The following is a 26,312-nucleotide window of genomic DNA, read 5'->3' as shown; positions in this document are numbered from 1 at the left end:
TTGCCCTTGTCTGCCAGCAGGGCGATAGTCATGCGCAAACCGAACCAGCGCCCGTGCCCCGGCCTCTCTCACCATTGTCTCAGGATCCGCCGATGAATGCCGCTATGACCGCTCTTCTGCCGCTGGGCGCGCTCGCCGCGCTCGGGCTTGGTCTTGCCGGTGCCAGCCCGCTGGCCGCGCAGGCGCTCGGGGGCAAGATCGACAATGACATGAGCCTGTGCGCGGCGGGCAAGGGTCCGGCGGTGCGGGTGGAGATCACGGGGCTGAAGTCCGCGAGCGGCAACCTGTTCGTGCGCACCTACCGCGCGAAGGAGAGCGACTGGCTGAAAAGCCGCCGCTACATCCACCGCATCGACACGACCCCGCGCAAGGGCGCGATGAGCGTGTGCGTGCCGCTGCCCGCAGCAGGCGATTACGCGATCGTCGTCCAGCATGACGCCAACGGCAACCGCGAGAAGGATTTCTCGTCCGATGGCGCAGGCATGTCGAACAATCCGGAGGTGAAGACCTTCCTCGGCATCCCGCGCGCGCCCGATCTCGCCAAGACGCGCTTTTCTGCCGGAGCGGGCGTCACCCGGATCGCGATCCAGGTGAAGTACCAGAGCTAGCGCGGCGGTGACGCCAGAGCGCCCACAGCACGCGGGGCGCGGCAAGCAGCGGGAAGCGTTCACTGAGCGGCGTCACTTCGAGCGGCAGGCCGGTGTGCCGCTCAATCTTCCACGCGGCATAGCGCGCCGCGCCTTCGAAGGTGGTGCTGGCCTTGACGAGGCGCAGCAGATTGAGCGGCTTGCCAAGCCGGCGGCGGCGCTGCCACCAATTGAGGATAACGCCGCGCTGCCAGTGCGGCAGATCGGGCGACAGGCGCTCGCCCGCCATGCGTGGCGGGATCCCGCCCGCCTCCAGCGCCAGCGGCAGGAGGCCCGCAAAATGCGCGGCGTTGACGGCAAGAATGTCGTTCTCGCGCCCGCCCTTCTCGACCCGGAATTCGGCAGCATAGGTGGCGCGGAACAAGCTGCGCCAGTAATCCTCCGCCGTGCCGCTGTCAGGGCCGAGCGCCGCAGCGAGCCTTGCCGCCGTGGTGCAGGCCGATGCGATGGCGGCAGTGACGTCATCGCCGGCTGTCTCGTCCGCGGTCCACACCAGGCCGCTCGGCTGGACGAAGCGCGCCCAGATGGTGGTTTCGGTCAATTCGCCCCCCGCCGCCTTGGCGAAGGTCTCCAGCCGCATGGTGGCGACCTTGGCGCGCAGGGTGATGCCGTCGGCGTGCGGACGCTCGTGATAGCTCACCGTGGGCCAGATCCGGGGCTCGTCCGCAGCGGGGCCGGGCAGCAGGACATAGAAATCGAGCACCCCGTCGAGCGAGCGGGTGCGCAGGTTCGATCCGTAGAACAGCACGGCCCGCGCCCCCGCCGCCGCGCCGAGTGCCGCTGCAAAGCCCGCCACTGCCGGATCGACCGGCGCGGCAAGCTGGTTCGCAATACGCTGGTGAAGCGCGCTATCCCGCGCGCCGGGAGCCACCGTCATGGGCTGACGAAGGCAAGCTCCGGCCCCTGGCCGACCAGATAGTCGCCCGCCGGAAAGGCCTCTCCGTCGAGGATGAACTGATCGTCGATCGACAGGGTGAACTGGCTCGCGGCGAGCTGGTGGATGCCGCGCTCACGCAGGCCCGACTGGATCTTGCCCGCCGCCGCCAGCGGGATCAGCGCCGTGGTGCGGCGCGAGATCTGGTCAACCGCGACGAGCTTCAGCCCGTTCTTGAGGAAGCCGAACGGCCGGATGCCCGCGGGCAGGCGTTCGAGCGTCGAGGCAAACAGCACCTGCCGCATCTCCGGATCGCCGTGGCCGCTATGCGCCATCGCGACATCGCCCGCACCAAGGCCGATGCGCATCTTCGCGCCGCGCCGCCACGGGTTGGAACGGCTCGCAAACAGCGATTGCGTGAGCGCCCAGGCCGCCGTTACCGCGACGGCGAGGCTGTTGAACGCGCCCAGCCGATGCGCGCTCTGCCCGGCGCGGGTGGCGGTGGTGAAAGCCCCTGCGCCGAGAATAAAGCCGGAGACGCCGGATTCCGCGCCCTCGGGCGCGCCCTGCGGGGTGATCTCGATCGGGCGGCGCCACACACGGTTGCCGTGATCGAGCGCGTTGATCGCGTCCTGCAGCGTCCAGTTATCAGGAATGCCGAGATCGACGGTGAGCGCGTTGGTCTTGCCCTTGGGCAGCACCGCGATCGCGGGCCAGTCATCGCCGAAGATCGGACGCCCGCAGGTCAGCACATCGCGCACTGTCCCGTCGCCGCCGTTGATGACCAGCAGATCGATCCCGCGCGCGGCAAATTCCGCCAGCGCGGCAGGCAATTGCGCGCGCGCACCGGGCTGGGCGATGTGGACATGGGGCGACAGGCCGCAGTCGAAATCGGCGCCCAGATTGCGGTGGCTGCGCGGGTTGTAGATCACGCCGACCACCGGCGCCTCGCCGCCCGCACGCGGCCGCTCCTTGCGACTGCGCACCGGATCGGCGGGATCGACCCGCGGTATCTGCGCAAACTCGTAGATCGGCGTCGGCATGAGCGTCCTATAGTAACCCCGCCCTCAAACTTCCACTGCGATGTTGCACGCAAGGGGCCGGGCGCCCTGTGGCAGCGCCGCCCTGTGCCGGAGATGAACGGGCGAGGCCGCACAAGAATTTGCTTGCGTGATCGCTCACATTGTCATCATTGTCACATCTGCAACGGCCACAAGGCCCTGCGGTCGCACAAGCAGAACAAGCGGAAGAGAGCGCCGGTGGGACGAGGCATCACCATCGAGGACGTGGCCAGCGCGGCAGCCGTTTCGCGCCAGACCGTGTCGCGCGTCATCAACCGCAGTCCGCGGGTCAGCCCAGAGGCCAAGGCGCGGGTCGAGGCCGCCATTGCCGCGCTGGGCTGGGTGCCGAGCGCGGCCGCGCGCAGCATGGCGGGCGGGCGCAGCCGCATCCTGCTCGCCGTCTTTGCCGCTCCGGCTGAAGGCCTGCCCGCAGCCCAGCCACTGGGTCAGCTGCTGCTGGCGGGGACCACCGCCTGCAACGCCCATGGCTACCGCCTGATCTTCGAACAATTGCCCGCCGAAACCGAGGCGGCGGCAGGGGTGGCGCAGCTTGCCGCAGCGATCGGCGCGCTGGAGCCCGAAGGCGTGATCCTGCTCCCCCCGCTTGACCGGCGGCGCGATCTGGCGGCGCTGGTAGAGAGCCGGAACCTCCGGCGCGAGACGCTTTCCGGCACGGGTGCGAGCGTGGTGGCCGGCAATCCGGGCGAGGCGGCGGCGCGGCACCTCATGGCATTGGGCCACCGCCAGATCGGCTTTATCGCAGGCGCAGGCGATCCGGCGGTGAGCCAGGCCAACCTTGCCGGATACCGCCGCGTCATGGCCGATAACGGCAGCCGCGCGCATCACCACTTCACCGCCGATGTCGCCGCCGATCTCGGTGCGACGCTGGAGCTGGCACGGGCATGGCTGGTGCCGACCATCCGGCCGACCGCGATCATCACCGAAAGGGCCGCAAACGCGCTCGCCGTGCTGCATGTCGCGGCGAGCCTGCGAATTGCCGTGCCGCAGGCGCTCTCGCTCGTCAGTCTGGAAGATGATCCGGCGCTCGCCGCCTGCCAGCCGCCGCTGGCCGCGCTGCACATGCCGGCAGGCACGCTGTTCGCTGCGGCCTGCACCCGCCTGATCGCGAAGGCCGAGACGCCCGGCGAGGCCGCGCTCCCGCCGCCTCCGTCACTCGAACTGATCGAACGCGCCAGCCTCGCCCGCGCGCCGCGGGGGATCTGACAGACCGCGCTAGGTGACGACCCAGACCGAGCGCGTGTAGCTGATCACCGACAGCGGCAGCGTGACGCCGGGAATGAAGTTCTCGAGCGTGTAGTTGACGGTCAGATCGATCTCGGTCGCGCCGGTCACGCGGCTCGCGCCCGACCGGTCGACGGTGATCTGCACCCGGTCGGTGTCGAGCAGATATTGCTGGCTGGTCGCACGGGACAGCAGCACTTCGCGGATCTGGTCGTTACTGAGCGGATTGTTCTTCTGGTATTCGATCATCACAAAACGCGCGCCGTCGGAGGCGAGCGATTGCACCGCGTTGAGGTGCTGCATGTAGAAGGCGACCTGCAGCATCCCGAACACCAGCATCAGGAACACCGGCGCCAGCAATCCGAATTCGACCACCATCGAACCGCGTTCATCGCGCAGCAGGGCCGAAAACACCGGGCGGTGGGCCATCACGACACCTGCACCGTGCGCTGGACCGAGAAATTGATCGCCCGACCGAGGCCGTAGGCATGCCAGATCGGCTCATGCTGGTCCGTGATCGAAATGGTCATGTAGGTCGAGACCGCTTGCCCGGTGGTGCAGCTGCTGCGCGCCGTCACCAGCTGGGCGCTGGTGCCGCAGCGGAAGCGCTGGCTGATGGTCAGCTGGTTGGCGTTGACATCGACCGAGGAGCGGATGATCGCCGCCAGCTGGTCCGGCGTCACAGATGCCCCGCGATTGGTGGCGACTGCGATGATCGCCGCTTCGTTGGCGGCGGTCTGCAATTCCTGCTGGCGCGCCACCATGGTGCTGACCTCGAAGGCGCCCAAGGTCATCATGATCAGCGTCGGCGCGACGATCGCGGTCTCGATCGCCATCGAAGCACGGGCGTCCCGCAGCAGGCGGCGAAGCATGGCGCGGCCCATCATGCCACCAGCCTCACGTCAGCGACCGAGGTGCCGGCGCTGGTGGTCTGGCTGATCGGGCACAGGGTTTCGAGGAAAGCCCCGCCCCGGATATCGATCGTATAGGCCGAGATCTGCAGGCACTGCGCCGCCACGTCAGCCGTGCCGTTCACGCGCAGGTTGCCGTCGGGCAGATAGATCAGCCCTTCGATCAGCGAGTTCGAATTGCCGTTGAAGATGTGGTCACCGCTGGGATTGTTGTTGCGATCCTCGAACACGAGAATACCGGCAAGGTTCGCCGCCTGGCTGGCATAGGGTGTGCCGGCAAAGTCGGCCGCCACCATCGGGGTGAGGTTGATCGCATTGGCATTGCCCATGCCGCCCAGCCGCATCTGCGCGCCGTTGCGCAGCACGAACATCACGCCGTTGCCGACCATGGATGCGTTGAAGGTGAGATCGAGCAGGCCGCCGTTGATCACATAGATCCCGCGCGCCAGCACAGTGTTGCAGCTGATCACGAGGCTGCTGTAGGTGCCCGGCAGCAGCGAGGCCTGACGGTTCTGGCCGCGGCCCGTGCATGTGACAGAGCGCGGGGTGTTGTTCACCGGCGGCACCAGCGAGGCATAGGCATCGCGCAGGCCGATCACGTCCTCGACGATGATGTCCTCATGATCCGGATCGGTGGAGCTGACCGTGCCGCAGGCGGCGATCGAATCGGTCACCACGGTGGCCGAGCCATCAATCACAATAGCGTCCTCGTCGCAGGACAGTGCGGCAAGGCCGCAGCGCGCGCGCACCTCGGCATTGCCGCCGATGCTGGTGCCGGTGCCGCTGTTGCGCAGCGAGATGAGGCAGGCGTTGTAGTCCTCGCCAGCGCGGAAGCTGGCCTGGGCGCGGGCGGTGATGGTCGCCGCGGCGCCGGTCAGGAAGCTGCTGAAGGGCAGGCGGCGCGTGGCGCTCGATGTGACGACGACGGAGTTCTGGGTGCCGTTGCCGTAATTGGCGATCGCGATCACCGGCGCGGTGTCGAAGGCGACCACCTTCGAGACGTTGGCGTCATATTCCTGCTGCGCACGGGTGGCGTAGGTGTTTTCGCTGGTGGGATTGGCGCGCGCCCAGGCACCGGCATAGGCCGCCTGGTCGACCGCATATTGCAGTTCGCGCTTCCACATATACCACTGGGCCACATCGACCGCGAAGCCCGCTCCGCCGACCAGCACCGGCATGCCGGCTGCCACGAGGACGAGAGCGTTTCCGGAGATATTCCGGGCTATCTGCGAGAGCAGCTGCTTGATCTTCTTCATAGCTTACCCCCCGACACGTTCTGGCGCGCCGGACCTTCTCATTCGGACCATCGCCAGAATTGAAGGAAAAAGGTAAACAAAGCGTATCAGCGCGACCGGTTGATACCGGAATGTGACAGGCCATTTCGGTGTAATTGCGGGGTTCTTCGAGCGCGCCGCAAACACTGGTTCTGCGCGTAGGAAGGGCGGATTAACCGGCTTTTCCGGGACAAGTCCTGCAAGCTCAAGATGATGGCCCGCGGGCACTGGAAGACGAAGAGCCAATCATTAACCGCTGCGGCCTGACCCGAGAGCTCTGTCAGGATTTAATGGGCTGCGCGGTTCTTCCGGAGAAAGCGCAAAAGCATTGGCGCACCCGACAGGATTGCTGCGCCGCTACGCGGCTCCGCCACCTGCGCGCTGCGCGCTCCGGTTCCGAAGAGGATTCGAATCTGCCCGGACAGAACCGACAAGGCCCGCCCCCTTTGCAGGGAGCGGGCCTTGTTGGCGCACCCGACAGGATTCGAACCTGTGACCTCTGCCTTCGGAGGGCAGCGCGCTCTTGCAAGCTATTGAAAGGGTTGAAGAAAATCAGCCCGATTTTCCGGTTGCTTATGATCCGCTTATTGTGTGTGGCTCAAGTTTTTGATTTCGCGGGCTTGTGAGCGCACCCATCGTCTATGCCGTTTGCCACCGTACAGCACCAGCCCCGGAAACAGTGCCTGAGCGCATAAGAAGCCTGTGCCAGCTACCCAAGCGCCCCTGACGCTGCTCCGTGCGCTGTCTGGGGCTCGCAACGCAGATTTCAGGGTGTTGCGAACATTAGTGTTGAGCATGGCATGTCACACGCACCAGTGCCCCCCCAGTTCAGCCAACTGAATACGGCGCTTGTATTCCGCGTAGCGTTCACGCTTATCTGAAAGGAAATTGAATACGTCAGCCTCATGTGCTCGGGTCATAACGGGAAAGGCACCGAGCCCGACGTTCTCGATTAGGCGCTTCGCCTGCGCAAGAGTACGGCTCGCTGCACTGGCAGAGTCCTTTTTGGTGGTTGTATCTACGGGTCCGCTTTGTTCATATACGCCGCAAAGAATACCAAACTCATGCAAAGGCATAGATGGGTTAGCCAAGCGCAGCTTATGGACCTCGTAACATCGATGCAACGAATGCAAGACTGGCTTGGTGAAGACAGGATATAGGGCTGTGCTCGGGGGCTGATCAGGATCAGGTACCAACTCAAACTCAAGAAGCTCACGAATTTCTGCTAGGGCCACATTCAAGTTGGAATGACGGTTGACGGCGATCACAATCGCATTGTCAGCCGTCGGATCAAGCTCCCTAAATCCAACATTTCCGTCGTTTATGCGCGAGATGGAAGGCTTATGGGGTGCGTCATCCAATTCGCAGAAGAGTTCACACCCTCGCGTTTCCCACCAAATCTTGAAATTGCCATCCCGGACATCGCCAAAATCTCTGTAGATTTCTGCACATGGTCCACGCCCGCCATTCTCGCAGGTAGCAATGTAATCCGCGTTCTCCCGGAGAAAGAGCCACCAGTAGTAGTAGACGCTGCTTTGTTCTGACGTTGCTTCCGGAAACGGAGGCTTAGGCGGCTTACCTCCATATACGTCGCCCCGCCTTTTGCTCGGTGGAAAATACTGAAAAGTATATGTTCTTCCAAATAGCTTGAGCATTGCACCCTCCAGAAATTCCGCAGCAGCAGGTTGGCAACATTAACCCGCGCGTCAATGCCGCCAGATGACGCTTGCCCCCTCCATAGATGATTACGTGCTCGTCGAGGCATTGCCCCGGCACGTTCCACACGCCGTCAAACAACTCGCGGCACATCTAAAAGGAGATAGAAATATGACGACTCTCAACACCACCGTCACCGCCGAAACGCTCTCGACCGTGGCAGACAACCTGATCGCGCAGCGCGAAGTTTGGCAGAAGGGGTCGTACGCGACCAGCAATGCCGAGCTGTACAAGCTGCTGGGCGGCTGTCTCGATCTCTACAATGTGATTAAGCACGATCCTTCGTTGGCTAAGGGCCTGAACGCATACCTCCGCCTCCTTGGTGTCGATTTCACCGAGAACACCAGCCTTGAGCTGCGTCTTGCACGCCTTGTGTTCGCCACTCCGGGCGCGGAACAGAAGATCAAGAACCGCGTCAACGCTTATGCTCGTGTGATCAAGGTTGCTGCCGCCCACGGCCAAACCAGCGCCACGATCTCGCAGTTCATCGTTGCCAATCACGGCATCGAGGAAATTCGTCGTTCGGGTGTTAAGGCTGGTCAGGATAGCCCTGCAAAGATCAAGTCCCGCAACCGCGACGTTGCCGAAACGCAGTTCGCCGATCCCACGCTTCCCGCTCTGTTCGCTGGTTTTGCAATTCCCGAACAGCTGATGCCTGAAGCGGGGCAGCGCTACAGCGTCGCACTTGTGCGTCGCAATCCGGATGGCACGGGCAGCATCGTTTTTGGCACTGGCAACACCGCTGTTGTCAACACTGTGCTTGCTGCTGGCGGCAAGGGCCTGGTCGATCAGGCGCACAAGCAGGCAGAAGTTGATCTCCTGAATCAGCAGGACGCGCAGCTCTCGGCAAATCTGCAGGCCTTCAAGACCGCGTCAAACGACATCGGCGTCCTTCAGCAGAACGCCGCGTAATCCGGCAAATCATCGGGCAGTGCAGAGATGCGCTGCCCGAATGCCCTCACCACATTCTGGAGATATGTCATGACTTTTGAAGAGAAGCATCAGCCCCGGTCGATCTCCGACCTCGTTTTCCGCGATCCCCATGTGGCCGAAACCATCGGCGAATATGCCGCAGGCAAGCGTACCAAGCACCTCTTGCTCTACGGCCCTCCCGGCTCCGGAAAATCTGAAGCGGCTCGTATTCTGGTGGACACGCTGTGCCCCGGCACGGCCGGGAGCATGGTGAATGAGCATATCAATCCCAAGAACTTCAAGGGCACGGATTTCAGCCAAATTCTTAGCTCTTGGAGCGCACAGACCAGCTTGGGTGCAGCGGCACGTGGCTTCATCGTGATTGATGAGGTGGATTGGTTTGCGGACAAGATGAAGCACCAGCTGCGCGGTTTCATCGACGACCACAAATCCGGCACCATCATCTGCACGACCAACAATCTGCATGACCTCGACGACCCGCTGAAGAGCCGCTTTCACAAGCTCCAAGTGGAGTGGCCCACGGTGAATGACTGGCTTCCTCGCGCACAAACTATCCTCGCTGCTGAGGGTTTTGAACTCGCGCTCGCTGAGGTTCAGTTCTTGCTCAATGGGTTCGCAGGCGACGCACGCGCTCTGACGGATTGGTTGCAGGAATGCGTGCTGCGCTTGAATGCTCCTACCTTTGTTCAGCCTGCCGGCGCCCAGAAAACCACCCCCTCTCTGACGGTCCTCAACGGCGGAAGCGGCATCCAGCCCTAACGCGACCTACCACTAAGAAATTCCGGGCTGCACATTTTGGAACAGCATGCCGCTTTCCGGAGAACGGCGAAGCTTTGCCCCGTGCAGACCGGTCTACATACAAAAGGAATTTCAGATGTTTGATGGTTTTGAATTCAACCCCACCTTCGAAATCACTGCAATCGAGTTTACGTTTAAAAAGCTGGCGCCGCTGCAAGCTGTGCAACTCGCCCAAGCCTTGGTGGACCACATCGATTATGCAGGCTTCAGCGATGTGGATTGGGACCTTGTCACGTTCGAAGGCAAGCCCACGCTGCGTGGTGAGCATCCTGCCGTGCCCATCACTGTTAGCCACCAGAATCTTCACGAATTTGTCGACCGAATTGGCCTTCAGACGAGGCATATGATCGCTGCCTATAATGAGACGTTCGGTGCAGATCTGAAGTTCTATAGCGTCAGCGCCTTCTACGATCCTCCCGAGGTCGATGAATGGGAGGCCTGACCGAAACGCTGGAGAAGGCACGCAAGGTCAAAAAGCTAGGCGAGTTGTGGCGACTGCCCCGGGTCGCTTGAGAACAGTCGCCACATCAGAGCCCATACAGCAGGGTCCGCGCTGCTCCCATAACGGTTTTGGGCATAAAAACTGGAGAAGCATTGGCCGACTGCCGAGCGTGCACGGCCTACCCGCCAAATGCTAAATACCGGCATGAGATTACACGAATTTGCCCCATCCACCCTCAAGCCTATCAAACCCATGACCCCGGCGCAGCATCGCGTGTATTCGATGAAGCGCAACGTGGATCAGGCCAAGGATGCCTTGAAGCGCGAGAAAGACGCGCAGAAGCGGCGCAGGGATTTGGAGCAGCAATGGAAGAAGCTCCGCACACGGTGATCTGCAACCAATTGGCCGGATCGTTCTGATTTAGATCGACATAACAATCGTCTGAAAGCAGCGTGACGCCATCAACAGATGGAGAAACGCATTGTCCAGCCTAGCCAAATTGAACCTGAAGACCGTGCAGCGCATGGTCCAGAAAGATCCTGTCATTGCCCGTCGGGAAAAGCTCATCGCCGCAATTGGCGAGCAGAAGCTGGTGCTGGACGCGATGATGCGGGGCGATGCCTACATCACCCGCGTTCAGCGCTGGAAGGATGACGGTAACGGCAACAAGGCGCTGGTCGAATTGCCCAAGAAGGTCCGTCCATGGTTTTTCCAGCAGGACAATGGCTGGTACGTGCAGTGCCGTTATGGCGCTCGCCCGTTGATGCTGGATGCCAAGAGCAATGCCGTATTCGTCACCAAGCGCGAGGAAGTGGCAACCGCACTGAACGCGATTGAAGCTGCCGTGAAGGCTGGCGAACTGGATGAAGCCATTGCAGCGGTATCGAAGCGGCAGAAGGCATGACCGCCACCGCCATCGCGCTGCTCAACGATCATGCCAGGACAACGCTGACCAATTGCCGCTTGGTGATCACGCAGGGCATCGCGGGGCTTGATGACCTCGAAGCAGTGATTGAACGGGTGCGCAGCTTCACCGATTTCACGCCCAGCAATGACGCCTATGGCGAGCACGACTTTGGTGCCTTGGAGCATGGTGGACACACGGTGTTCTGGAAGTTCGACTACTACGACCTGGACCTTTTGATGCACTCGCCCGATCCCACCGATCCCGCAGTGACTTGCCGGGTGCTGACGGTGATGTTGGCCGAAGAGTATTGACGCATAGTCTGTGGGCCAACGGTCCGCTGCATCCCGATTGCTTGATGGCCATCGTGCAACCGTACTAAAATTGCCCGGTTCTGCATGACCTGCTGTTGCTGCGAAAACACCGGGGGCACGTGGGCGAAAACCCACCCGATCCAGAATCGGGATCGCGTGAAAATTGCAGTGCAGATTTTCTGCCAGCGCCCCAGCCTTTCCGGTCGACCCATCAACATACTGAAAGTAATATGTTACAATGGAGGTCTGACCTTCAACGGCCAAGCCACAGCGCCTTGCTCTGCTGATTGATCTGGGCATGGCATTGCTGGCTCAAGACCAGAAATCGCTCACCCAGCGCTCGGTGATTGGTCTGTTGAACCAACTGATTGCCATAGTGCTGTAGCTTGGACGCGCAGATGGCGATGGTGGCGACAGACGGCTCAGCGTTCTTGAACCGTAATGTGCGCAGATAGCATTCGCTGCGCCCCAGCCAGTCCCTGCTAAACTCGCTCTCGCTGTCCACCGCTTTGATGGTGTGAAGGAGGTCAAAGACCTCATTTATAACCGTTTTCTGCATGTTTCGTGTCCCCGTTGATAAATAACAGCGCAGGACGGGATTGGCGATCAGCGCATCCCTCCCTGCATATTTATCGGAGAAGCAACATGCAGGGACAAAACGCGGGCAGAGCGCCCCTTTCGCTCAAGGATCGGATGACGCGAGAAATCCTCGACCACGTCCAACCCACACACTTCATCACATTATCGCTGTGCCAAGGGCGCATGATCATCGGCGAACACGGCTTGAAATGCTGGGTACGTGGCGATGACGTGATCTATCAACGGGTCCACGAAGGCTTCATGCAGTCACTTTCAAAACGCCTGACACCAAGGGTGGCATGGGATCGTCACAGGCCCATTCTCCCCAGTCTGTCTGCAATCGAGGGAGACGGGAGAGCACAGCGCAATCACTTGCACCTGCTCATCGCTAAACCCGATGGCGTCAGCGAAGAACGCTTCCGCATGGCCGTGTGCGGCGTTGCGGAAGGCAATCCATGGATCATGAATGGCGAATACGCCGTGGACATTAAAAACATCGCGGATGACCGCGAAGCAAACAGGAAAGCCTACTACACCCTGAAGCGCGGTGTTGAGCGCATCTGCATATAGGGTGAAACGGGAGGGCGAGAGCAGCAACGCATTGGAGCGCCTCGCCCGTTTGAACCAGCTCACTCATTTGAAATTCACCCAGCGCCGCCTCGTCCGGTGCTTTAGTGGTCCTGTACCTGATACACCTAGACCATCCCACACAGCGGCAGCGACGATGAAAAACATCGGCAAGGATTGCAGGACGTGAAGCGACAGCGGAACGAACGGCAATCAGCAGCCGTAAGCAAGCTGCGAAGCAGTGAGCTTCATAACCTAATGAAATCACTATTATATTAGATTTCACCCGAACCCATTGAAGTCCTTGGAGGTCTTTTCTGCCCTAAATCGGTCGACTGGCCATAACCTAAGAATATATACCCATATTACTGATAATATGAGGTTTTTGGTCGATGAAGCAGGCGCGGACGCTCAATGAGGCAGAACTGAAGCTGGTCATGGCTCACTGTGCCACAAGGCGACATGCAGCACGTGACCGGGCCATTGTTATGGTCAGTTTCCACCTCGGACTTCGCGCCAAAGAGATAGCTGCGCTGACTGTTGGCGATGTGCGCAGCGATGATGGTCAAATCCGCGATCAGTTCACGCTTGATAAAGCGCAGACCAAGGGCGGCGTCACTCGCACTGTTTACCTGAACCAGAAGCTGCGGCGAGAGTTGCGCTCATTCGTGCCAGCAACAGCGCAAGCCACTGATCCGCTGTTCGCCAGTCAGAAAGGTGGTCACTTCTCAGCCAACACCATGTGCCAGCTGTTCCTCTACATATACGGGCAATGCGGGCTTGCTGGGGCATCCAGCCACTCCGGCAGGCGCTCGTTTATCACCCGACTGGCCAACAAGGGCATCAATGTCCGCTTGCTGGCTGCCTTGGCCGGTCATTCCAGTATTCAGATCACGCAGCGGTACATCGACGTGAACCCGGATCAGCTCAGTGCGGCGGTGGAGTTGCTCTGACTGACCACGAATCGTCGTGTGGCACGAGTGCTTGTAACGAGGGGAACGGATCGTAAAAAATTTCGTAATGTCCCCTCTGAAGCATGATCAGCAATCGGACGAACCAGCACAATACTCATCATATTGCCGCATCTGATCATCGACGTAGGCCTTACCTTCGGAGCTCATATTATCATATTTTTCACGCTGCTCAGAGTTCATGCTCTCGCGGATTGAAGACGAAGGTCCGCTGTAGGAACTGTCAGACTCGGATCTATATTCACTGGTCCCTTCATAATCTGAAGCAATTGCAGGTTCCGAAGAATTTTCGCTAGGCGAGGTGCTCGGCTTAAGGAATATATAAGATACAAAGGCTAAAAGTATCACGACCAATATAGCGCCGCCAAGGCCGCCGTTCCGTCCCGTATTTTTTTGCCTTTCAGCGGAAGGCGATCGCGATCTGGAATTACCGGATTCTTTCAACGCCTTAAATGCAAGGCCTGAGCTGCCATGCTTAGTAAGTAGCCCCCTTACCTCCTCAGCCTCAGCGTCAGACAAGACAGTCTTCGATATCTCGACCATTGCATCATCCGACATCGGCTCCTCAAGCTGCCACCTAGACAGAAATGGGAAGTGGTTCTTTAGAGCGTCCGCGCCATCGGAAAATCTAGAAAGCCATCCATTGTCGCTGACTTCTTGATCAGCTGTATATTTCCCAAAATATAGCTTCCCATTCCGTCTTGAGAAAGCAAAACTATTGGCCGCATAAACTTCTGTCGTATATAAATTCATCAAGGGAAGAATTTTTAAAATCTTCTCTCTAGAAGTCATCAAATCCCATCGGGTCGGCTCATCATTCTCATCGGCAGAGTTATAGTAGCCGCGATCAAATTTTGTTTCTTCTAAAAATTTCTGAGCCAAAATTTTATGAAAAATCTCGTCATCAGATGAAGGCATGTCACTAGAAGGGATTATATCCCTAATGTAATTAAATACTACCCTCTCGGTCTGCCCGTTCACGAATTCCATTTTCATATATTCGACTAAAGAATCAACCCTATCCCTCAATGGAGTAGAATCATCTAGAGATGTGAAATATTCAATTGCTAGCTGCTTTTTCGATCTTTTAGATTCCGTCATTATCAATCCATTCGTTCGATATCGTTAGATTCCGAGAGTTTTCATCCTGGCCGCACGATACTCATCATCGCCAATGACACCGCGATCGAGCAAACTCTTGAGATTTATTAGCTTTCTTTCAATCTCATCAGCATCAAATGACGCTTCACCGTTTGGCGACTTCATAGCCTCCGGCTTGCTTACAGTTTCGGGCAGAGGATCAAATGACCGGCATTTCTTGAATATCTTCAAGGCGCCGGCTTTTGCTATGACCGACGACGGCTTCGGCTTTGACCACGCTTTCCGCACAGCATCCTCTGAAACGAGGGGGGCGAAGTAGGCGACGAGCAATTCGATAACCTCATCGGCTGTCCCAGACAGTGATGATAGCTGGCGAATTTGGTGGCTGGTTGCCGACAATGCGACTGACACAATCTCGGCCATTTCGAGATCGCTCTCTACCTCCAGATCGTAGTGCCGCCATTTGATCGTGTTGACGCTGTCTAAGGCGACCTGGAGATGTCGAAAAAACAGATCTACGCTTTTGGCCTCGAGTGGCTTCCCGAGCTTCTTCGTCAGCTTTGAAATCGGAAATGGCTTCTGCTTTGTTGAACGGCCTTTGATCGGTTCAGGTAAGGCCGCGTAAGCGTCCGGCTTGGCATTCGAAATGACCTTTGGCGCAGCCGAACTGCCCCCTGTACTCTCGACTGTATGAGCTGCCAATGGAGCGGGGGGGGCTAGAAAACCTCTCAGCTGCTCAAGCTCGAAGGGGGTAACGTCGCCAAGCAAAAACTGGAAGTCTTTGAAGGTTAGAATGACGCTATAGCTCTCAGAGCGCCCTGCTTGGCCCGCACTTGCCCCAGAAGCGCCAGCGCCAGCACCCAAAACCGTTCCAACAGGGCCAGCAATAAGAAAGCCCAACACTGCGCCAGCGGCGGCGCGAGGCAACCCGTCGCGGCCCGCAACAGCGTCCCTCGCCTCCGAGTGGCCACGGACTTTAATTTCTTTTACATTATCCGCGAGGTTAATCGATTTCCTTGGGTATGACCGCTCTATACGATCTCCCGAAATTGACCAACTGCCCTTTGATTCCTCTGGATGGCTAACCTTCATCGAATACTCCCATGTGCCTTTCAAACGCAGAGATGCGAGGTGTCAACAAGCCAAAGTTGTCAATTTGGTACAAACCTCGACCCCAATCGGTCGTGTCACACGACCAATCTCAACGCCGCCCAGCCAGCACGTTTTTTCTGAGCCGGGGCGTGAGGAGACGTCGGTGCCGAGATACATTCGTCTAGGCACGGCTGTGGAGCTGCTCTGACCGACTGCGAGTGGTCATGTGACACGACAGCTTCGCGCCAACGAAGGCCCGCTATTCCTAATGGCACCGCCCACTGGCCATTCTTCAATCGATGCTATATCAAAAATTGTCGGTGTGGCCGGATTTCGGCCGGATGTTGAAGAACGGGGGACTTGGGGTGGGCAAAGGATACCTTCGAGCCGGGCTGACGGCAGCATTGGCATTGACGACGTTGGGTAACACTGCCCCAGTTTATGCGCAGAATGGAACTGCCGATGTGCCGCCAGCTTGGGTGCAGTTCGTGCCCCTAGTCGCGCTAGTTCTGATGGTCGCGATAGCATGGAGCCTCTGGTCTAAGTCGAAGCAAAACTTCGTTCAAACAACATTGTCTCTTGGTGAATCTATCAAGTACCGCGCCCATGTCAGCATTTGGTCAATGTGGCCAACAATGCTGATTGGAATCGCATTTTTCATCGCAGGCTTCGCATATAGTATGCCACCGTTTTTTACGATCGTAATCATCGTATTTGGCGCTGCATTCTTAAAATGGCGCAGCACAGAGCTTGCGATCACCGATAAAAAAGTTGTCGCCAAATACGGTTTGTTTCAGCGCAATACTGTAGAAATTTTGATCCCTCGCATCGAGAGCATTCAGATCCAGCAGGGCCTTATTGGGGGAATGATCGGTTACGGCACGGTCATTTTGTTAGGCACGGGAAATTCTGCAATACCCATTGTGGGGATAAGCGATCCACTTGGATTCCGGCAATCATTCGTTAAAAATCAGGAATCCTTTTCAATTCACTCGCCGCCCAAAATTTGATGACATCAACATTATAGTGACCGGAAGGACCGCAAAAGGTTGAGCTTGCGCGCCCATCCCCAATCAGTCGTGTCACACGACCATTCACGACCGCGTCCCGTCCAGCACATCCTTCCTAAGCCGGGGAGTGAGGTGATCGACCGAAGCAATGTGTTCGCAACACACTGCTCGACCTTCAAGCCACCAGCCGTTTTTCCGGTCGACCTCTAGCCCCACCCGACATTAGCGCCGTGGCATGGCCCGATTGCGCGCAGAGAAGGCGGAACTGGATAACCGCACCTTCCTCGACGGTGCCATCTACCTCTACCGCCGCAAGAACTCCGCGCAGGGCAAATGGGACATCAGGCTCAAGGTGCTGGGGCACAAGGGCTACATCATTCGCAGCAGCAGCACAGCCAACGAACACGAGGCCTACCATCGCGCCTATGACCTGTATCTGGAATGCGTAGCCAAGCAGCGAGCCGGACGCAGGCTGGACAGCAAGCGCATTGCTGCAGGGCTGGACGAATTCCTCGCCGCGCATGAGCAGCACAACAGGCCCGAGGATTTCAAGACCGTGCTGTCCATAGCGCGGATGCTGAAGGACTTCGTGGCCAAGGATCGCTTCGATCAGCTCGACACGGCCTACATCATGCGGATGCTGGACCATGTGGCTGCAAACGGGCGCAAGGGATCGGCGTCCCAGAACACCTATCGTCGCAATGTCAGCCGATTGAAAACCATCGTCAAGTGGTGGGTTGCGAACGACTATCTGCCCACGATGCCGCAGATGCCGGTTTATCAGGCCGAGCAAAATCGTCGCCCCCATTTCTCGAACGCCGATTGGCAGAAAGTCGTCGCTGTGATGCCCGAATTTGCAGAAGCAGAAGGCGTGGCGACCCGGCGCGACAGGTTCATGCTCATCCATTGGGTGACGGTCTTGTATCACACCGGATTGCGAATGGGCGAAGCGCGGGGACTGCGCTGGGAAGACATTCGCGCCATTGCCGATCCCGACACACTCGGCGTGATCCACGTGGCTCTCAATGTCTCAGGAAAAACCGGCCGGCGCACCACCGTTGCCAGTTCCGGCGAGGTGCGGCGCAATTTCGCAGCGATCTTGGAACTGCGCCGCGAGGACCTGCATAACCCAGCCTCGGACATCTACCTGCACAACGATGTTCCGGCGAGCAGCTTGGTGTTTTGCCACCCTGACGGAACGGCAATCGGCTCATTCAAAAAGAGCTTCCTTGCGTTGCTCAAGATGGCTGGGGTCACGCATAGCCCTGATGGCCGCATTCGAACGCCCTATTCCCTGCGCCACACCTACGCCACAGAGCGGCTGAATGCGGGTGTGCAGGAGTATCACCTCGCCCGGAACATGGGCACGTCCGTTGCCATGCTAGAAAAGCACTACGGGCACACGTCCACCGTCGGTAACGTCAGGGAGTTGACCAAGCAGCGGCGGAGGTCAGCGACTGTGGTGGACTTGGAGTGGTTGGCGGCTTGAGGGCGGGCAATGTGTTCGTAACACACAACGCGAAACACTCGTGTCACACGACCACTTGATGTCATGTTAGGCGGGTTGTTGCCCTTTCACTGGCCAACGAAATATAGAACCTTCTGATCAGCCTTCCGTCTGACAAAACTGCAAAAAGTCGACGTGAGAAGATGATAGCGCAGCGGATATCGAGACGTTTCCTGAAAATACGGCGCTTGTGGCTGAACGATGTAAACGACTTCATGATCACCGCTTTGTGCGAAAAATTGTCTTGCTGATTGAGGATCCATTTGCACCTCAATCTTGCCCACTTTTCCTACGTCGATAGCGACAAACCCGCTCTCTAACCCATACCGATCGTCCCAACCGCTTGGCTTCACGGTGACACGGGCACCTGGTTCGATGATGTAGGTTTGGGTTTCAGCATTATAGACGTCACCGCCTAAATTGACCGATGTTGGAAGCACTAAGAAGTGGTACTTCTGTGCCCATGCCACACGCCGCGCAACCTGCCGTGCGTCGTACTCAGCCACGGTTTCGAACTGATCTTTTGCATCGGAGGGGAGATTTCGAGCACTGGCTCGCAATGTGGTAAGATCAGTTCTCGGGAAAATGAACGGAGTATAAGATTGCTTCGCTTGTTGAGCTGCGTTGCAGATACCTGCAGCCGAGTTCAAATCGAGGCTCTCATTTTTAGGCGGCATTCCGGTCGCGTTAGTGGCCGAATTGCTACCCTCCTGCACACCAACGACCGGACCAGTAACAACCTGCATGTCACTTAAATCTTTGGGGGAGAACTGCGCAAAGGTTGGCGAGGCGATAATTAGGGAAAGCAGGCCAAACGTCTTTTTAAAAAAATTACCTATATAAAGTATGTTCCTAAATGCGCTGTGTTGCGTCATCTGCATGGCTCCTGCCGAGAAATCGCTGAAAATCGTGGTTCGAGGCGGTATTTTGCCTCAAATTCATACTCGACGATAAACTCCCTCAATGCGATGCAGTATCGCCGCTCATCCCCGAGCTGCATCATGACTTCTGCTAGCGACAGCAGGCTATCGGCTCCGCGCTCCCCACCAGGATCTAACTGATAGTTTTGAAGGAACCAAGACGCAGACTTTGGGAGATTCACATCGTGGAGCCTGTAATAGATTCCTAAGTAATTACGCACGAAACTCCTGTAATATCCGTTCGGATAATTTTTTATATATTCCTCGAAGATGCCTTTCGCTTGAGTATATAAATTTTCTTCCCACAGGAGGTATGCTCTATTGTAGGTTTCAAGCTCTATTTCAATTTCTCCGGACCCTGCAGTATCATCTGAAAACTTTTCTTCTCGTAGAAAATATTTGCTGTGAATGGTTCGTTGCCGATCGATCTGGAATTCCAGATCGCCCTCTGGGCATCGAAACCAAGCATCATGCCCGCCGTGAACATCGACAACAAAATGATCTTCTGAAAACTTAATAGGGGTTATCGGCTCATCTCCAAAATCCCCCTTTTCCTCCGGAGTGTCCGAGCCTGCCTCCCATCGCCCAGTAGTTCGTAAAATTAGAGTGCCATTAGCGACAGTCCACGTACCACCCTCCCCCTCGGTAAACCATTTTCCATTATCCGAAACATTCCACGGCGCTCCTGAATTGCAGGATTGCAAACTGTCGGGCGCCCAAGCGCCGATTGCCCAGCCCCTATTAATCTTGCCTTCCCGAACTGCCTGTTGCCGAGCAGCTAGCAACGCCGCGTTTTTGCGAGATTCCGCGACCCTTGCGCTCTCTGCTTTCAAAGCAGCTTGCCGCGTTCTAGCGGCGTCTTGAGCACGAGCATTTGCCTCAGCGGCTCTTCGCGCACGATCAGCTTCTGCGCGAGCCGCAGCCTCCCGAGCAGCTCGCTCTTTTTGCGCCTTCAATTGCGCGGGGGACATTTGAGCAGAAGCAGGAGCTGTTGAAAGCGGCATCGCCATACCCACGGCGCAGATCAGCATGCCTTTCAGTAAGGCTTTCATATCACTCTGCCTCTTTATCAGTTCTCAGTGTGGCAATCTCGGCCGCAATCCGCCGCTGATGCCGCTCCATGGCGACAATTAGAAAGAAGAACATCAAGCCAAGGAAGCCCGCCAAAGCGTTCCGCGCCTCTATGAAGCTCAAGCTTGCTGCCTCACTCTTTTGTGCCAGCTCAGCTTGTTTGGCAGCTGCTCTTACCGCCTCTGCATCGCGCTTGATCTTGAGCGTCACCCAGTATCCATCCGTCAGGCGCATGAATGTCTGATCATAGCGATCCCAAAATTGGTTCTTGGACTTCCCAGCCTGAAACGCCTTCATGCGGGCGACGACAGCTGGGTCTTTTGCAGCCTTGGCCAAAACCTCCACTGACATTTCCAGATCGGCCTTGGTGCGGTCTTCATAAAGCACCCAGTCGAGCACATCGTGCTTCCGCAGTGTGCCATTGATGTACTCAGTCTGATACCATTCCGAAAAGTCTGCAAAGGTCAGCGCCGGGTCGCCCTTGGGTCGGTAAGGCTCGAACTGGTTTTTCCATATCTGATACATCTTCTTGGCGTGCACATCGTAGATCGATGGCGGCAGCTTTTTCTTTTCCGTTTCCACCGTTGCCCGCACAGGCGCAGCGTCGGTTTTCGGCGGAGTGGCAGCCGCGACCATATCGGCTTCCGTGACAGCGACTGGCTTTACCTCAACCGTCTGCAATGTTTGGACGTAGTTGAAGGCACTGCTCAGGCCATTCCATGCGGCAAAAGCCAGCAGGAGCGTTGCTATGATGATTGCGATCCATCGCAGAAGGCGCAGGTAAAGCGCCTCCGCCTTGTCGACGATGCCGACACGATGTTCCATATGATCTTCTGACATGATGCCTCCCTGCAGATGGAACGCTAGCACCCGTGAGATGCGTTGTCATTGGGAGGAACATTAGGCCGAAGAGTGAGGCTCAAGCTGTTTGCAATCAGTCGCGTCACACGACCATTCACGACCGCGCCCCCCGCCGCACCAAAGCTATAGACCGCATGCTTGCCGCCATAGATCACGAGCCGCTACAAATCCTTTGAGAACCAAGGATGGACTTGACGCCAATACAAAGCTTCGAGCGGCCACTATTCGTTGCACACCTTGCGACGCATAGGGAAGCTGCGCAGTGTTGTTCCAGCTATCATACATTTCATTGTAGACGGACCGTGCAGGCAAGCGCAGGTCTTGATTATCGAGCCGGACATGAATGGCGGGCTGAGTGATTTTGTTGTCGTCATCGCTGAACTCATAAACATCGACTATCCCGGTCCGGCGATCGCAGGTTAGCATAATGCCGGTGAATTCGTTCTCCGAATACTCTGGAAAAACTAGCCCGAGTTTCGATGTGTCAGAGCCCGTGATAGCTTGCCATTTAGCGTCCGCGCGGCGAGCCGCCTCAGCAGTTCGCTGCCGCGTCACAACACGTTGACGCTCAGCCTGTGCCCGTGCAGCAGCTTCACGAGCAGCCCGGTCCTTTTGAGCCTTTAATTGAGCGGGCGACAGCTGCGCAAAGCTAGGAGCTGCGGACATAGTGATCCCCGCGATGGCAAAGCCGAATAGAGCCCTGCGGACTACATTTCTCAATCGCATTTCCACCCACACCACATCATCAGCCTCGCTGGTACAGGCGTAAGCAACGAGAGAGAAAATGTCAGCAGGGATTTCGTGCGGAAGAACGTTGACCAGACTTCAACCAGTCGTGGCACACGACCGTTCTGCAACCGCCACAAGGGCCGTGTTCTGGACACCGTGACAGCAGCCTGAGCATGATATTGGGATCTCAGCTGATCACAATCAGTCGTCTCACACGACCATTAATCGGCAGCCCAAACTTGAGCCGCTCACGAAGATCTACCGTCTCTGCACCGTGTTCCAGCACTGTCCCAGCAGCCTTAAGCACCGCCCGGCAGCGCAGAAACGCCGGGCAAAATTTGCTTATGATCCGTGGATGGGAAAATTGAGCTCGCGAGCTGTTTTGTCGAGGGCGTAAGCTGTTGATGCAAAACGCGAAGTGGTGGCGCACCCGACAGGATTCGAACCTGTGACCTCTGCCTTCGGAGGGCAGCGCTCTATCCAGCTGAGCTACGGGTGCGTGGTGCCCTTGGGCGGGCATAATCATCGCGTGCGGCGGGGCGCTTAGCAAGAGCGCCCGCACCGCGCCACACAATTATGGTCACTGGCGGCTCACCCATTGGGGCGCGCTTAACCAATCGGCAAGGAGCCGTGCCTAGCCTCCCCCTCATGGCCAGTCTTCCGCCCGAACCGATTCTCTGCCCGCCCGCCGCTCCGGCGACGGATGCAGCGCTTTCGGCGCAGTGGGAGACCCTGCACGCCCGCGCCGGCGAGCTGTGCGCTCTGGCCGGGATCGCTCCGGAAGAGGCGCCCGAACCGCTTGCACCGCTGCTCGGCTCCGCGCGCGAGTGGCAGCGCAATCTTGCCGCACAGGGACTCGGCGATATCGAGGCGATGCTGGGCGCGGGGCTTGCCGCGCTCGCCACGCTTGCCGCGCGCGGGCAGGAGCCTCACGCTGCCGCACTGGCGCTGTGGCGCGAATTCCATGCTGCCCGCGCGAGCGTGCTGGCAGCGCTGCAACCGCTCGAAGTCGCCTGACCGCCGCCCTTTGCGCGCCGGACGCTTGACTGCGTTCACATTCTGTTCCAGCCAGCGGGGATGAGCGCACAGCCCCTCCCCACCAGCGATTCGCACACCGCCCGGGATGTCGCGCGCGGGATTGCCCGGCTGTTTGCGCGCAATGATATCTGGTGCCTTGCCGAAGTGCCGATCCGCAATGGTCGCCGCGCCGATCTGATGGGGATCGATGCGCGTGGGCAGGTGGTGATCGTCGAGATCAAGGTGGCGCGCGGCGATCTGCTCGGCGATGCCAAGTGGCCCGACTATCTCGACTTCTGCGACCGCTTTTTCTGGGGCGTGCCCCCGGGGCTCGATCGCGCGCCGCTGGAGACCGAGGCCTATCGTCCGGCCACCTGCGGGGTGATCGTGGCCGATGGCTATGATGCCGAAATCCTGCGCCCCGCCGCGCTCGAACCGCTGGCCGCCGCGCGGCGCAAGACGCAGGTCGAGCATCTCGCCCGGATCGCGATGCGGCGGCACACCGCGCTGATCGATCCACTGTGCGCCGCGCTCGACATGACGGCCTGATTCGCGCCGCCGATTGAGGCTGTCCCCTGACGCGGAATTGCGTCATACCTGCCGACGCAATGCTGCCCGCCGATCTGCCCGTTCCGCTTGCCCTGCTGATCGTCAGCCTTGCGGTGACGCTGGTGGTGGCGCTGCGCTACCTCCTGTCGAGCGGGCTGTTCGCGCTGATGACAGCGCGGATGCGCCCGGGGCTCTATGCCGGTCGGGGCCAGCAGATCGCGCGCGAGATCCGCTGGTCGCTGCTCTCCGCCGCGATCTACGGCGCGCCAGCAGGAATCGTGCTGTGGGGCTGGAATCACCACGGCTGGACTTGGATCACCGCCGATTGGGCGAGCCTGCCCTGGTGGTATCACTTGGCTTCGCTGCTGATCTATCTCGCGGTGCAGGACACCTGTTTCTACTGGAGCCACCGCTGGATGCACCGTCCGAAATGGTTCCGCATCGCCCACGCGGTGCATCACGACAGCCGCCCGCCGACCGCCTGGACCGCGATGAGCTTTCATCCGATCGAGGCCGTGACCGGCGCCATCGTGGTGCCCGTTCTGGTGTTCCTCGTCCCCATCCACCTTGCGACGCTCGGCCTGGTGCTCACCATCGCGACGGTGATGGGGGTGACCAATCACATGGGCTGGGAGATCTTCCCGCGCTGGCTGGTTCACTCCCCGTTGGGGAATTGGCTGATAACCGCCAGTCATCACGAGCGGCACCACGAGGAATACAAATGCAATTTCGGGCTCTATTTCCGCGTCTGGGATCACCTGTGCGGCACCGACAAGGGATTGTCGCGGCGGATCGTCGCCGAGGCTGGGCACGCCGCTCCGGTACGGGCCGCGTGAGAGCGGCGCTGCTGGCGCTGGCGGGGCTCGCCGCCGCCTTCGGGGCTGCGCCTGCGCTGGCGGGCGAGGTGGTGATCACCGTCACCGATCTCAGAAGCTCGAAGGGCGTGGTGCGCGCCTGCATGACCACGCGCGAGGATGTGTTCCCCAAATGCGCGAAAGACCCGAACTCGCATCGCACCGTGGTGCCTGCCGGCCCGAAGGTGGTGATCCGCTTCACCGGGGTGAAACCCGGCAATTACGCGGTCGCGCTGCTGCATGACGAGAACGACAACGGCAAAGCCGACCGCGCGATGGGGATGATGCCCAAGGAAGGCTACGGCTTTTCGCGCGATGCGCCGGTGAACATGGCCCCGCCCAAGTTCAAGGACGCGGTCTTCCCCTCCGCCGACGGCAACGGCCGGCTGACGATCAAGATGCGCTATTTCCTGTAACCGCCTCCCCGAACAACGGGTCTGCCGACTTAACGTGATGTTTACCACAAGGCTTCAGAACGGCCCGGTTAACAGTCACCAAGGGGCGGATTACAGCCATGGACACTCTGCGCGGCCCATTCGATTCCGGCGAACCCGCCGATCGCGGCTGGGATGCATCCGACGACGAGAGCCCCGAGACCTATGGTCACCGCGAGTTGCCGCCTGAAGCCATCGGCCAGGACGAGCGCCGCATGCAGGTGCGCGCCTATAATCACTGGGCGGGCCTGCTGGGCGACCGGATGTTCCCGTCGATCGACGATCTCGATCCGGCCAATCTCCACGATTTCGGCCCCTATTCGGTGCTGCTCGATTTCACCGCCGGAATCGAGAACCCGGCGGTGCAGTTCCTCGGCGCCAAGCTCGCGCAGGAGTGTGGCGGCAACGGGGTCATCACGCACCTTTCGGACGTGCCGCCGCGCTCGCTGCTGAGCCGCATCACCGATCACTACATGCAGATCCTCGCCAACCAGGCGCCGATCGGCTTCGAGGCCGAATTCGTCAATCTGCACGGGGTGGAGATCCTCTATCGCGGGATCCTGCTGCCCTATTCGAGCAACGACGAGACGATCGACTTCATCTACGGCGTGATCAACTGGAAGGAGATGGCCGACCAGCTGATGGCCGACGAACTCCTGCTCGAAATCGATCAGGCGCTGGAACTCGGCGCCGATCTTGAACTGGCCGAGGAACCGGCCGTGCGCGCCGCCGATCCGGTCACCGACTGGGCGGATTCGCCCGCGCACGAAGGCAGCGCCGAATTCGGCGACGGCTTCAGCGGCATCGCCCCCTATGATCTCTCGCACGCCGAGGAAGAGGACGAGGAAAACGAAGCGGAAGAGGGCCTCTCCTTCGCCGATTTCGCCAATCTCGGCTTCGACGATGAGGAAGAATATGACGAGGACGAGGGCGAGGAGGAAAGCGGAAGCTACTCCTTTGCCAGCCTCGCCAGCTATATCGAGGCACCCGCCAAGAAGGCGATCGATCCGGCCGAACTGCCCTATGATCCCGACGCGGATGTCGATTACGAGATGGCCTATGATCCGGCCTATGACGCGGGTTACGAAGCCCCGCTCGAAGCGCCCTTCGCCCCCGAACCGGCTGTGGCCGAGGACGAGGTCGAAGACGAAGACGAGGATGCGCTGACCGCCGAGGCAGCTGAGGACGAGGTCGAGGAGACCGAGGAGGCCGAAGCGGCCGAAACCATCCTCGAAGACGTCTACGAAACCGAAGGCGACGACGTGTTCGAGGATGAGGACTTCCCCGTCTCCGAAATGCCGGAAGAAGCAGGGCTTTACGACTGGCTCGCCGCCGCGCGCGAACTCGCCCATGCGGCCGACGCCACCGAAGACCGCAGCCGCAGCGCGCTCTATGCCGCAGTCAGCCGCGCCTACGACTTCTCGCTCGCCGCTCAGGCCGCGCCGCAAGACTATGCCGAACTGCTCGAAGATAGCGGGCTGACAGTGCAGGAGCGCGCGCCGATGACCCCCGTGGTCAAGCTGGTGTTCGGGCATGATTACGACAAGACGCGCCTCACCGAATATGCCGCCGTCCTTAGCCATGCCCACCGGCTGGAGCTGGAGCAGGGCAGCCTTGCCGACTTCCTCGGCCAGACCGAGGGCGGGCTCAAGGCCGTGGTCAAGGCCGAACGCCGCCTGCGCCGCGAGGAGCAGGGCAAGCCGATCGAGGATGCCTCGGCGGTGCGCGAGGCGCTGGCCGAAAAGCTGCGCGAGCTCGAAGCGATCACGCTGGAGGCGCTGGACGGTGCAGGCCCCGAATTCGCGCTGGTGCTGATCCGCCGCGACGAGGTGGGCTGCGCGGAACTGGTCGCAGAACTGCCCGAGGATATCGCCCAACTGGAACGCGCAGCGCGCAAGCTGGTGGGGTAATTGGGCGGGGGGCATACGCCTTCC

Annotated in this window: 30 protein-coding genes and 1 tRNA gene; 17 read left to right on the top strand and 14 right to left on the bottom strand. The window is 59.3% G+C overall.

The features are described from left to right. Positions 1 to 104 precede the first annotated feature (104 nt). Positions 105 to 608: a DUF2141 domain-containing protein gene (locus RSE14_RS10535; protein WP_324073459.1), complete on the top strand. Its 504-nt coding sequence runs from the start codon at positions 105 to 107 to the stop codon at positions 606 to 608. On the opposite strand, the gene RSE14_RS10530 is transcribed toward RSE14_RS10535, so the two are convergent. Beyond that, positions 571 to 1,524: a hypothetical protein gene (locus RSE14_RS10530; protein ID WP_324073458.1), complete on the bottom strand. Its 954-nt coding sequence runs from the start codon at positions 1,522 to 1,524 to the stop codon at positions 571 to 573. The two genes, RSE14_RS10535 and RSE14_RS10530, sit on opposite strands and share 38 nt — an antisense overlap. Further along, positions 1,521 to 2,564 (bottom strand): diacylglycerol/lipid kinase family protein, encoded by a 1,044-nt coding sequence (locus tag RSE14_RS10525; RefSeq protein ID WP_324073456.1) that lies wholly within the window; start codon positions 2,562 to 2,564, stop codon positions 1,521 to 1,523. Before RSE14_RS10525 ends, RSE14_RS10530 begins: the two co-directional genes overlap by 4 nt. A 216-nt stretch (positions 2,565 to 2,780) precedes the next feature. Here RSE14_RS10525 and RSE14_RS10520 point away from each other — a divergent pair, with 216 nt between their 5' ends. Further along, a complete protein-coding gene (locus RSE14_RS10520; protein WP_324073454.1) occupies positions 2,781 to 3,806 on the top strand; it encodes a LacI family DNA-binding transcriptional regulator in 1,026 nt (341 codons plus the stop codon). A gap of 9 nt (positions 3,807 to 3,815) precedes the next feature. On the opposite strand, the gene RSE14_RS10515 is transcribed toward RSE14_RS10520, so the two are convergent. The 4 genes from RSE14_RS10515 to RSE14_RS10500 form a co-directional block, all read right to left on the bottom strand. Next, the gene (locus RSE14_RS10515) at positions 3,816 to 4,253 is read right to left on the bottom strand and encodes a TadE/TadG family type IV pilus assembly protein (RefSeq protein WP_324073453.1); all 438 of its coding nucleotides are present in this window, start codon (positions 4,251 to 4,253) and stop codon (positions 3,816 to 3,818) included. Next, positions 4,253 to 4,711 (bottom strand): TadE/TadG family type IV pilus assembly protein, encoded by a 459-nt coding sequence (locus RSE14_RS10510; RefSeq protein ID WP_324073451.1) that lies wholly within the window; start codon positions 4,709 to 4,711, stop codon positions 4,253 to 4,255. The genes RSE14_RS10515 and RSE14_RS10510 overlap by 1 nt, the downstream gene beginning before the upstream one ends. Continuing rightward, positions 4,708 to 5,991 (bottom strand): pilus assembly protein TadG-related protein, encoded by a 1,284-nt coding sequence (locus RSE14_RS10505; protein WP_324073450.1) that lies wholly within the window; start codon positions 5,989 to 5,991, stop codon positions 4,708 to 4,710. Before RSE14_RS10505 ends, RSE14_RS10510 begins: the two co-directional genes overlap by 4 nt. Before the next feature lie 821 nt (positions 5,992 to 6,812). Next, a complete protein-coding gene (locus tag RSE14_RS10500; protein WP_324073447.1) occupies positions 6,813 to 7,664 on the bottom strand; it encodes a hypothetical protein in 852 nt (283 codons plus the stop codon). Between the two features lie 172 nt (positions 7,665 to 7,836). Here RSE14_RS10500 and RSE14_RS10495 point away from each other — a divergent pair, with 172 nt between their 5' ends. From RSE14_RS10495 to RSE14_RS10470, 6 genes are all read left to right on the top strand, one after another. Then, positions 7,837 to 8,637 carry a hypothetical protein gene (locus RSE14_RS10495; RefSeq protein WP_324073445.1) on the top strand — a complete coding sequence of 267 codons (801 nt, stop codon included), beginning with the start codon at positions 7,837 to 7,839 and terminating at the stop codon, positions 8,635 to 8,637. A gap of 69 nt (positions 8,638 to 8,706) precedes the next feature. After that, positions 8,707 to 9,417 carry an AAA family ATPase gene (locus RSE14_RS10490; protein ID WP_324073443.1) on the top strand — a complete coding sequence of 237 codons (711 nt, stop codon included), beginning with the start codon at positions 8,707 to 8,709 and terminating at the stop codon, positions 9,415 to 9,417. A 115-nt stretch (positions 9,418 to 9,532) separates the two neighbouring features. Further along, positions 9,533 to 9,898, top strand: coding sequence for a hypothetical protein (locus tag RSE14_RS10485; protein ID WP_324073441.1), 366 nt, complete (start codon positions 9,533 to 9,535; stop codon positions 9,896 to 9,898). A gap of 252 nt (positions 9,899 to 10,150) precedes the next feature. Then, entirely contained in the window at positions 10,151 to 10,288 is a 138-nt protein-coding gene (locus tag RSE14_RS10480; protein ID WP_324073439.1) for a hypothetical protein, read from the top strand. Positions 10,289 to 10,397: 109 nt separating this feature from the next. Further along, positions 10,398 to 10,802, top strand: a complete 405-nt coding sequence (locus tag RSE14_RS10475; protein ID WP_324073438.1) for a DUF6641 family protein — start codon at positions 10,398 to 10,400, stop codon at positions 10,800 to 10,802. Then, positions 10,799 to 11,116 carry a DUF3768 domain-containing protein gene (locus tag RSE14_RS10470; RefSeq protein ID WP_324073436.1) on the top strand — a complete coding sequence of 106 codons (318 nt, stop codon included), beginning with the start codon at positions 10,799 to 10,801 and terminating at the stop codon, positions 11,114 to 11,116. Before RSE14_RS10475 ends, RSE14_RS10470 begins: the two co-directional genes overlap by 4 nt. A gap of 253 nt (positions 11,117 to 11,369) precedes the next feature. Here RSE14_RS10470 and RSE14_RS10465 read toward each other — a convergent pair whose 3' ends face one another. After that, the gene (locus RSE14_RS10465) at positions 11,370 to 11,675 is read right to left on the bottom strand and encodes a DUF6626 family protein (RefSeq protein WP_324073434.1); all 306 of its coding nucleotides are present in this window, start codon (positions 11,673 to 11,675) and stop codon (positions 11,370 to 11,372) included. 86 nt (positions 11,676 to 11,761) lie between these two features. On the opposite strand from RSE14_RS10465, the gene RSE14_RS10460 reads away from it, so the two are divergent. Continuing rightward, positions 11,762 to 12,265 (top strand): hypothetical protein, encoded by a 504-nt coding sequence (locus RSE14_RS10460; RefSeq protein WP_324073433.1) that lies wholly within the window; start codon positions 11,762 to 11,764, stop codon positions 12,263 to 12,265. A gap of 389 nt (positions 12,266 to 12,654) precedes the next feature. Then, positions 12,655 to 13,215, top strand: a complete 561-nt coding sequence (locus tag RSE14_RS10455) for a tyrosine-type recombinase/integrase (protein ID WP_324073431.1) — start codon at positions 12,655 to 12,657, stop codon at positions 13,213 to 13,215. Between the two features lie 87 nt (positions 13,216 to 13,302). Here RSE14_RS10455 and RSE14_RS10450 read toward each other — a convergent pair whose 3' ends face one another. Together RSE14_RS10450 and RSE14_RS10445 are read right to left on the bottom strand one after the other, a co-directional pair. After that, positions 13,303 to 14,334: a hypothetical protein gene (locus RSE14_RS10450; protein WP_324073430.1), complete on the bottom strand. Its 1,032-nt coding sequence runs from the start codon at positions 14,332 to 14,334 to the stop codon at positions 13,303 to 13,305. Between the two features lie 24 nt (positions 14,335 to 14,358). After that, positions 14,359 to 15,426: a hypothetical protein gene (locus RSE14_RS10445; RefSeq protein ID WP_324073429.1), complete on the bottom strand. Its 1,068-nt coding sequence runs from the start codon at positions 15,424 to 15,426 to the stop codon at positions 14,359 to 14,361. Between the two features lie 320 nt (positions 15,427 to 15,746). On the opposite strand from RSE14_RS10445, the gene RSE14_RS10440 reads away from it, so the two are divergent. Next, positions 15,747 to 16,436: a PH domain-containing protein gene (locus RSE14_RS10440; protein WP_324073428.1), complete on the top strand. Its 690-nt coding sequence runs from the start codon at positions 15,747 to 15,749 to the stop codon at positions 16,434 to 16,436. 235 nt (positions 16,437 to 16,671) lie between these two features. Next, positions 16,672 to 17,925, top strand: a complete 1,254-nt coding sequence (locus tag RSE14_RS10435; RefSeq protein WP_324073427.1) for a tyrosine-type recombinase/integrase — start codon at positions 16,672 to 16,674, stop codon at positions 17,923 to 17,925. A gap of 86 nt (positions 17,926 to 18,011) precedes the next feature. Here the strand turns inward: RSE14_RS10435 and RSE14_RS10430 are convergent, their stop codons facing one another. The 5 genes from RSE14_RS10430 to RSE14_RS10410 all read right to left on the bottom strand — a co-directional run bounded on the left by RSE14_RS10430 (position 18,012) and on the right by RSE14_RS10410 (position 22,023). Then, positions 18,012 to 18,824, bottom strand: a complete 813-nt coding sequence (locus RSE14_RS10430) for a hypothetical protein (RefSeq protein WP_324073426.1) — start codon at positions 18,822 to 18,824, stop codon at positions 18,012 to 18,014. After that, a complete protein-coding gene (locus RSE14_RS10425) occupies positions 18,815 to 19,915 on the bottom strand; it encodes a tetratricopeptide repeat protein (protein WP_324073425.1) in 1,101 nt (366 codons plus the stop codon). The genes RSE14_RS10430 and RSE14_RS10425 overlap by 10 nt, the downstream gene beginning before the upstream one ends. Before the next feature lies 1 nt (position 19,916). Further along, positions 19,917 to 20,774, bottom strand: a complete 858-nt coding sequence (locus tag RSE14_RS10420) for a hypothetical protein (protein ID WP_324073423.1) — start codon at positions 20,772 to 20,774, stop codon at positions 19,917 to 19,919. A gap of 144 nt (positions 20,775 to 20,918) precedes the next feature. Further along, positions 20,919 to 21,461 carry a hypothetical protein gene (locus RSE14_RS10415; protein ID WP_324073420.1) on the bottom strand — a complete coding sequence of 181 codons (543 nt, stop codon included), beginning with the start codon at positions 21,459 to 21,461 and terminating at the stop codon, positions 20,919 to 20,921. Positions 21,462 to 21,946: 485 nt separating this feature from the next. After that, a tRNA-Arg gene (locus RSE14_RS10410) sits at positions 21,947 to 22,023 on the bottom strand. Positions 22,024 to 22,172: 149 nt separating this feature from the next. Here RSE14_RS10410 and RSE14_RS10405 point away from each other — a divergent pair. From RSE14_RS10405 to RSE14_RS10380, 5 genes are all read left to right on the top strand, one after another. Continuing rightward, positions 22,173 to 22,541 (top strand): hypothetical protein, encoded by a 369-nt coding sequence (locus RSE14_RS10405; protein WP_324073419.1) that lies wholly within the window; start codon positions 22,173 to 22,175, stop codon positions 22,539 to 22,541. Between the two features lie 60 nt (positions 22,542 to 22,601). Next, the gene (locus RSE14_RS10400; RefSeq protein ID WP_324073418.1) at positions 22,602 to 23,090 is read left to right on the top strand and encodes an MmcB family DNA repair protein; all 489 of its coding nucleotides are present in this window, start codon (positions 22,602 to 22,604) and stop codon (positions 23,088 to 23,090) included. 59 nt (positions 23,091 to 23,149) lie between these two features. Further along, entirely contained in the window at positions 23,150 to 23,926 is a 777-nt protein-coding gene (locus tag RSE14_RS10395; RefSeq protein ID WP_324073417.1) for a sterol desaturase family protein, read from the top strand. Then, on the top strand, positions 23,923 to 24,360 hold the full coding sequence (locus RSE14_RS10390) for a DUF2141 domain-containing protein (RefSeq protein WP_324073415.1): 438 nt from the start codon (positions 23,923 to 23,925) through the stop codon (positions 24,358 to 24,360). Before RSE14_RS10395 ends, RSE14_RS10390 begins: the two co-directional genes overlap by 4 nt. Before the next feature lie 98 nt (positions 24,361 to 24,458). Next, entirely contained in the window at positions 24,459 to 26,288 is a 1,830-nt protein-coding gene (locus RSE14_RS10380) for a PAS domain-containing protein (protein ID WP_416379344.1), read from the top strand. Positions 26,289 to 26,312 lie beyond the last annotated feature (24 nt).

This window comes from Erythrobacter sp., from assembly GCF_035194505.1.
Classification (GTDB): Bacteria; Pseudomonadota; Alphaproteobacteria; order Sphingomonadales; family Sphingomonadaceae; genus Erythrobacter.
The sequence above is the reverse complement of the archived record's forward strand: the minus strand, read 5'-3'. Positions and strand labels throughout refer to the sequence as shown.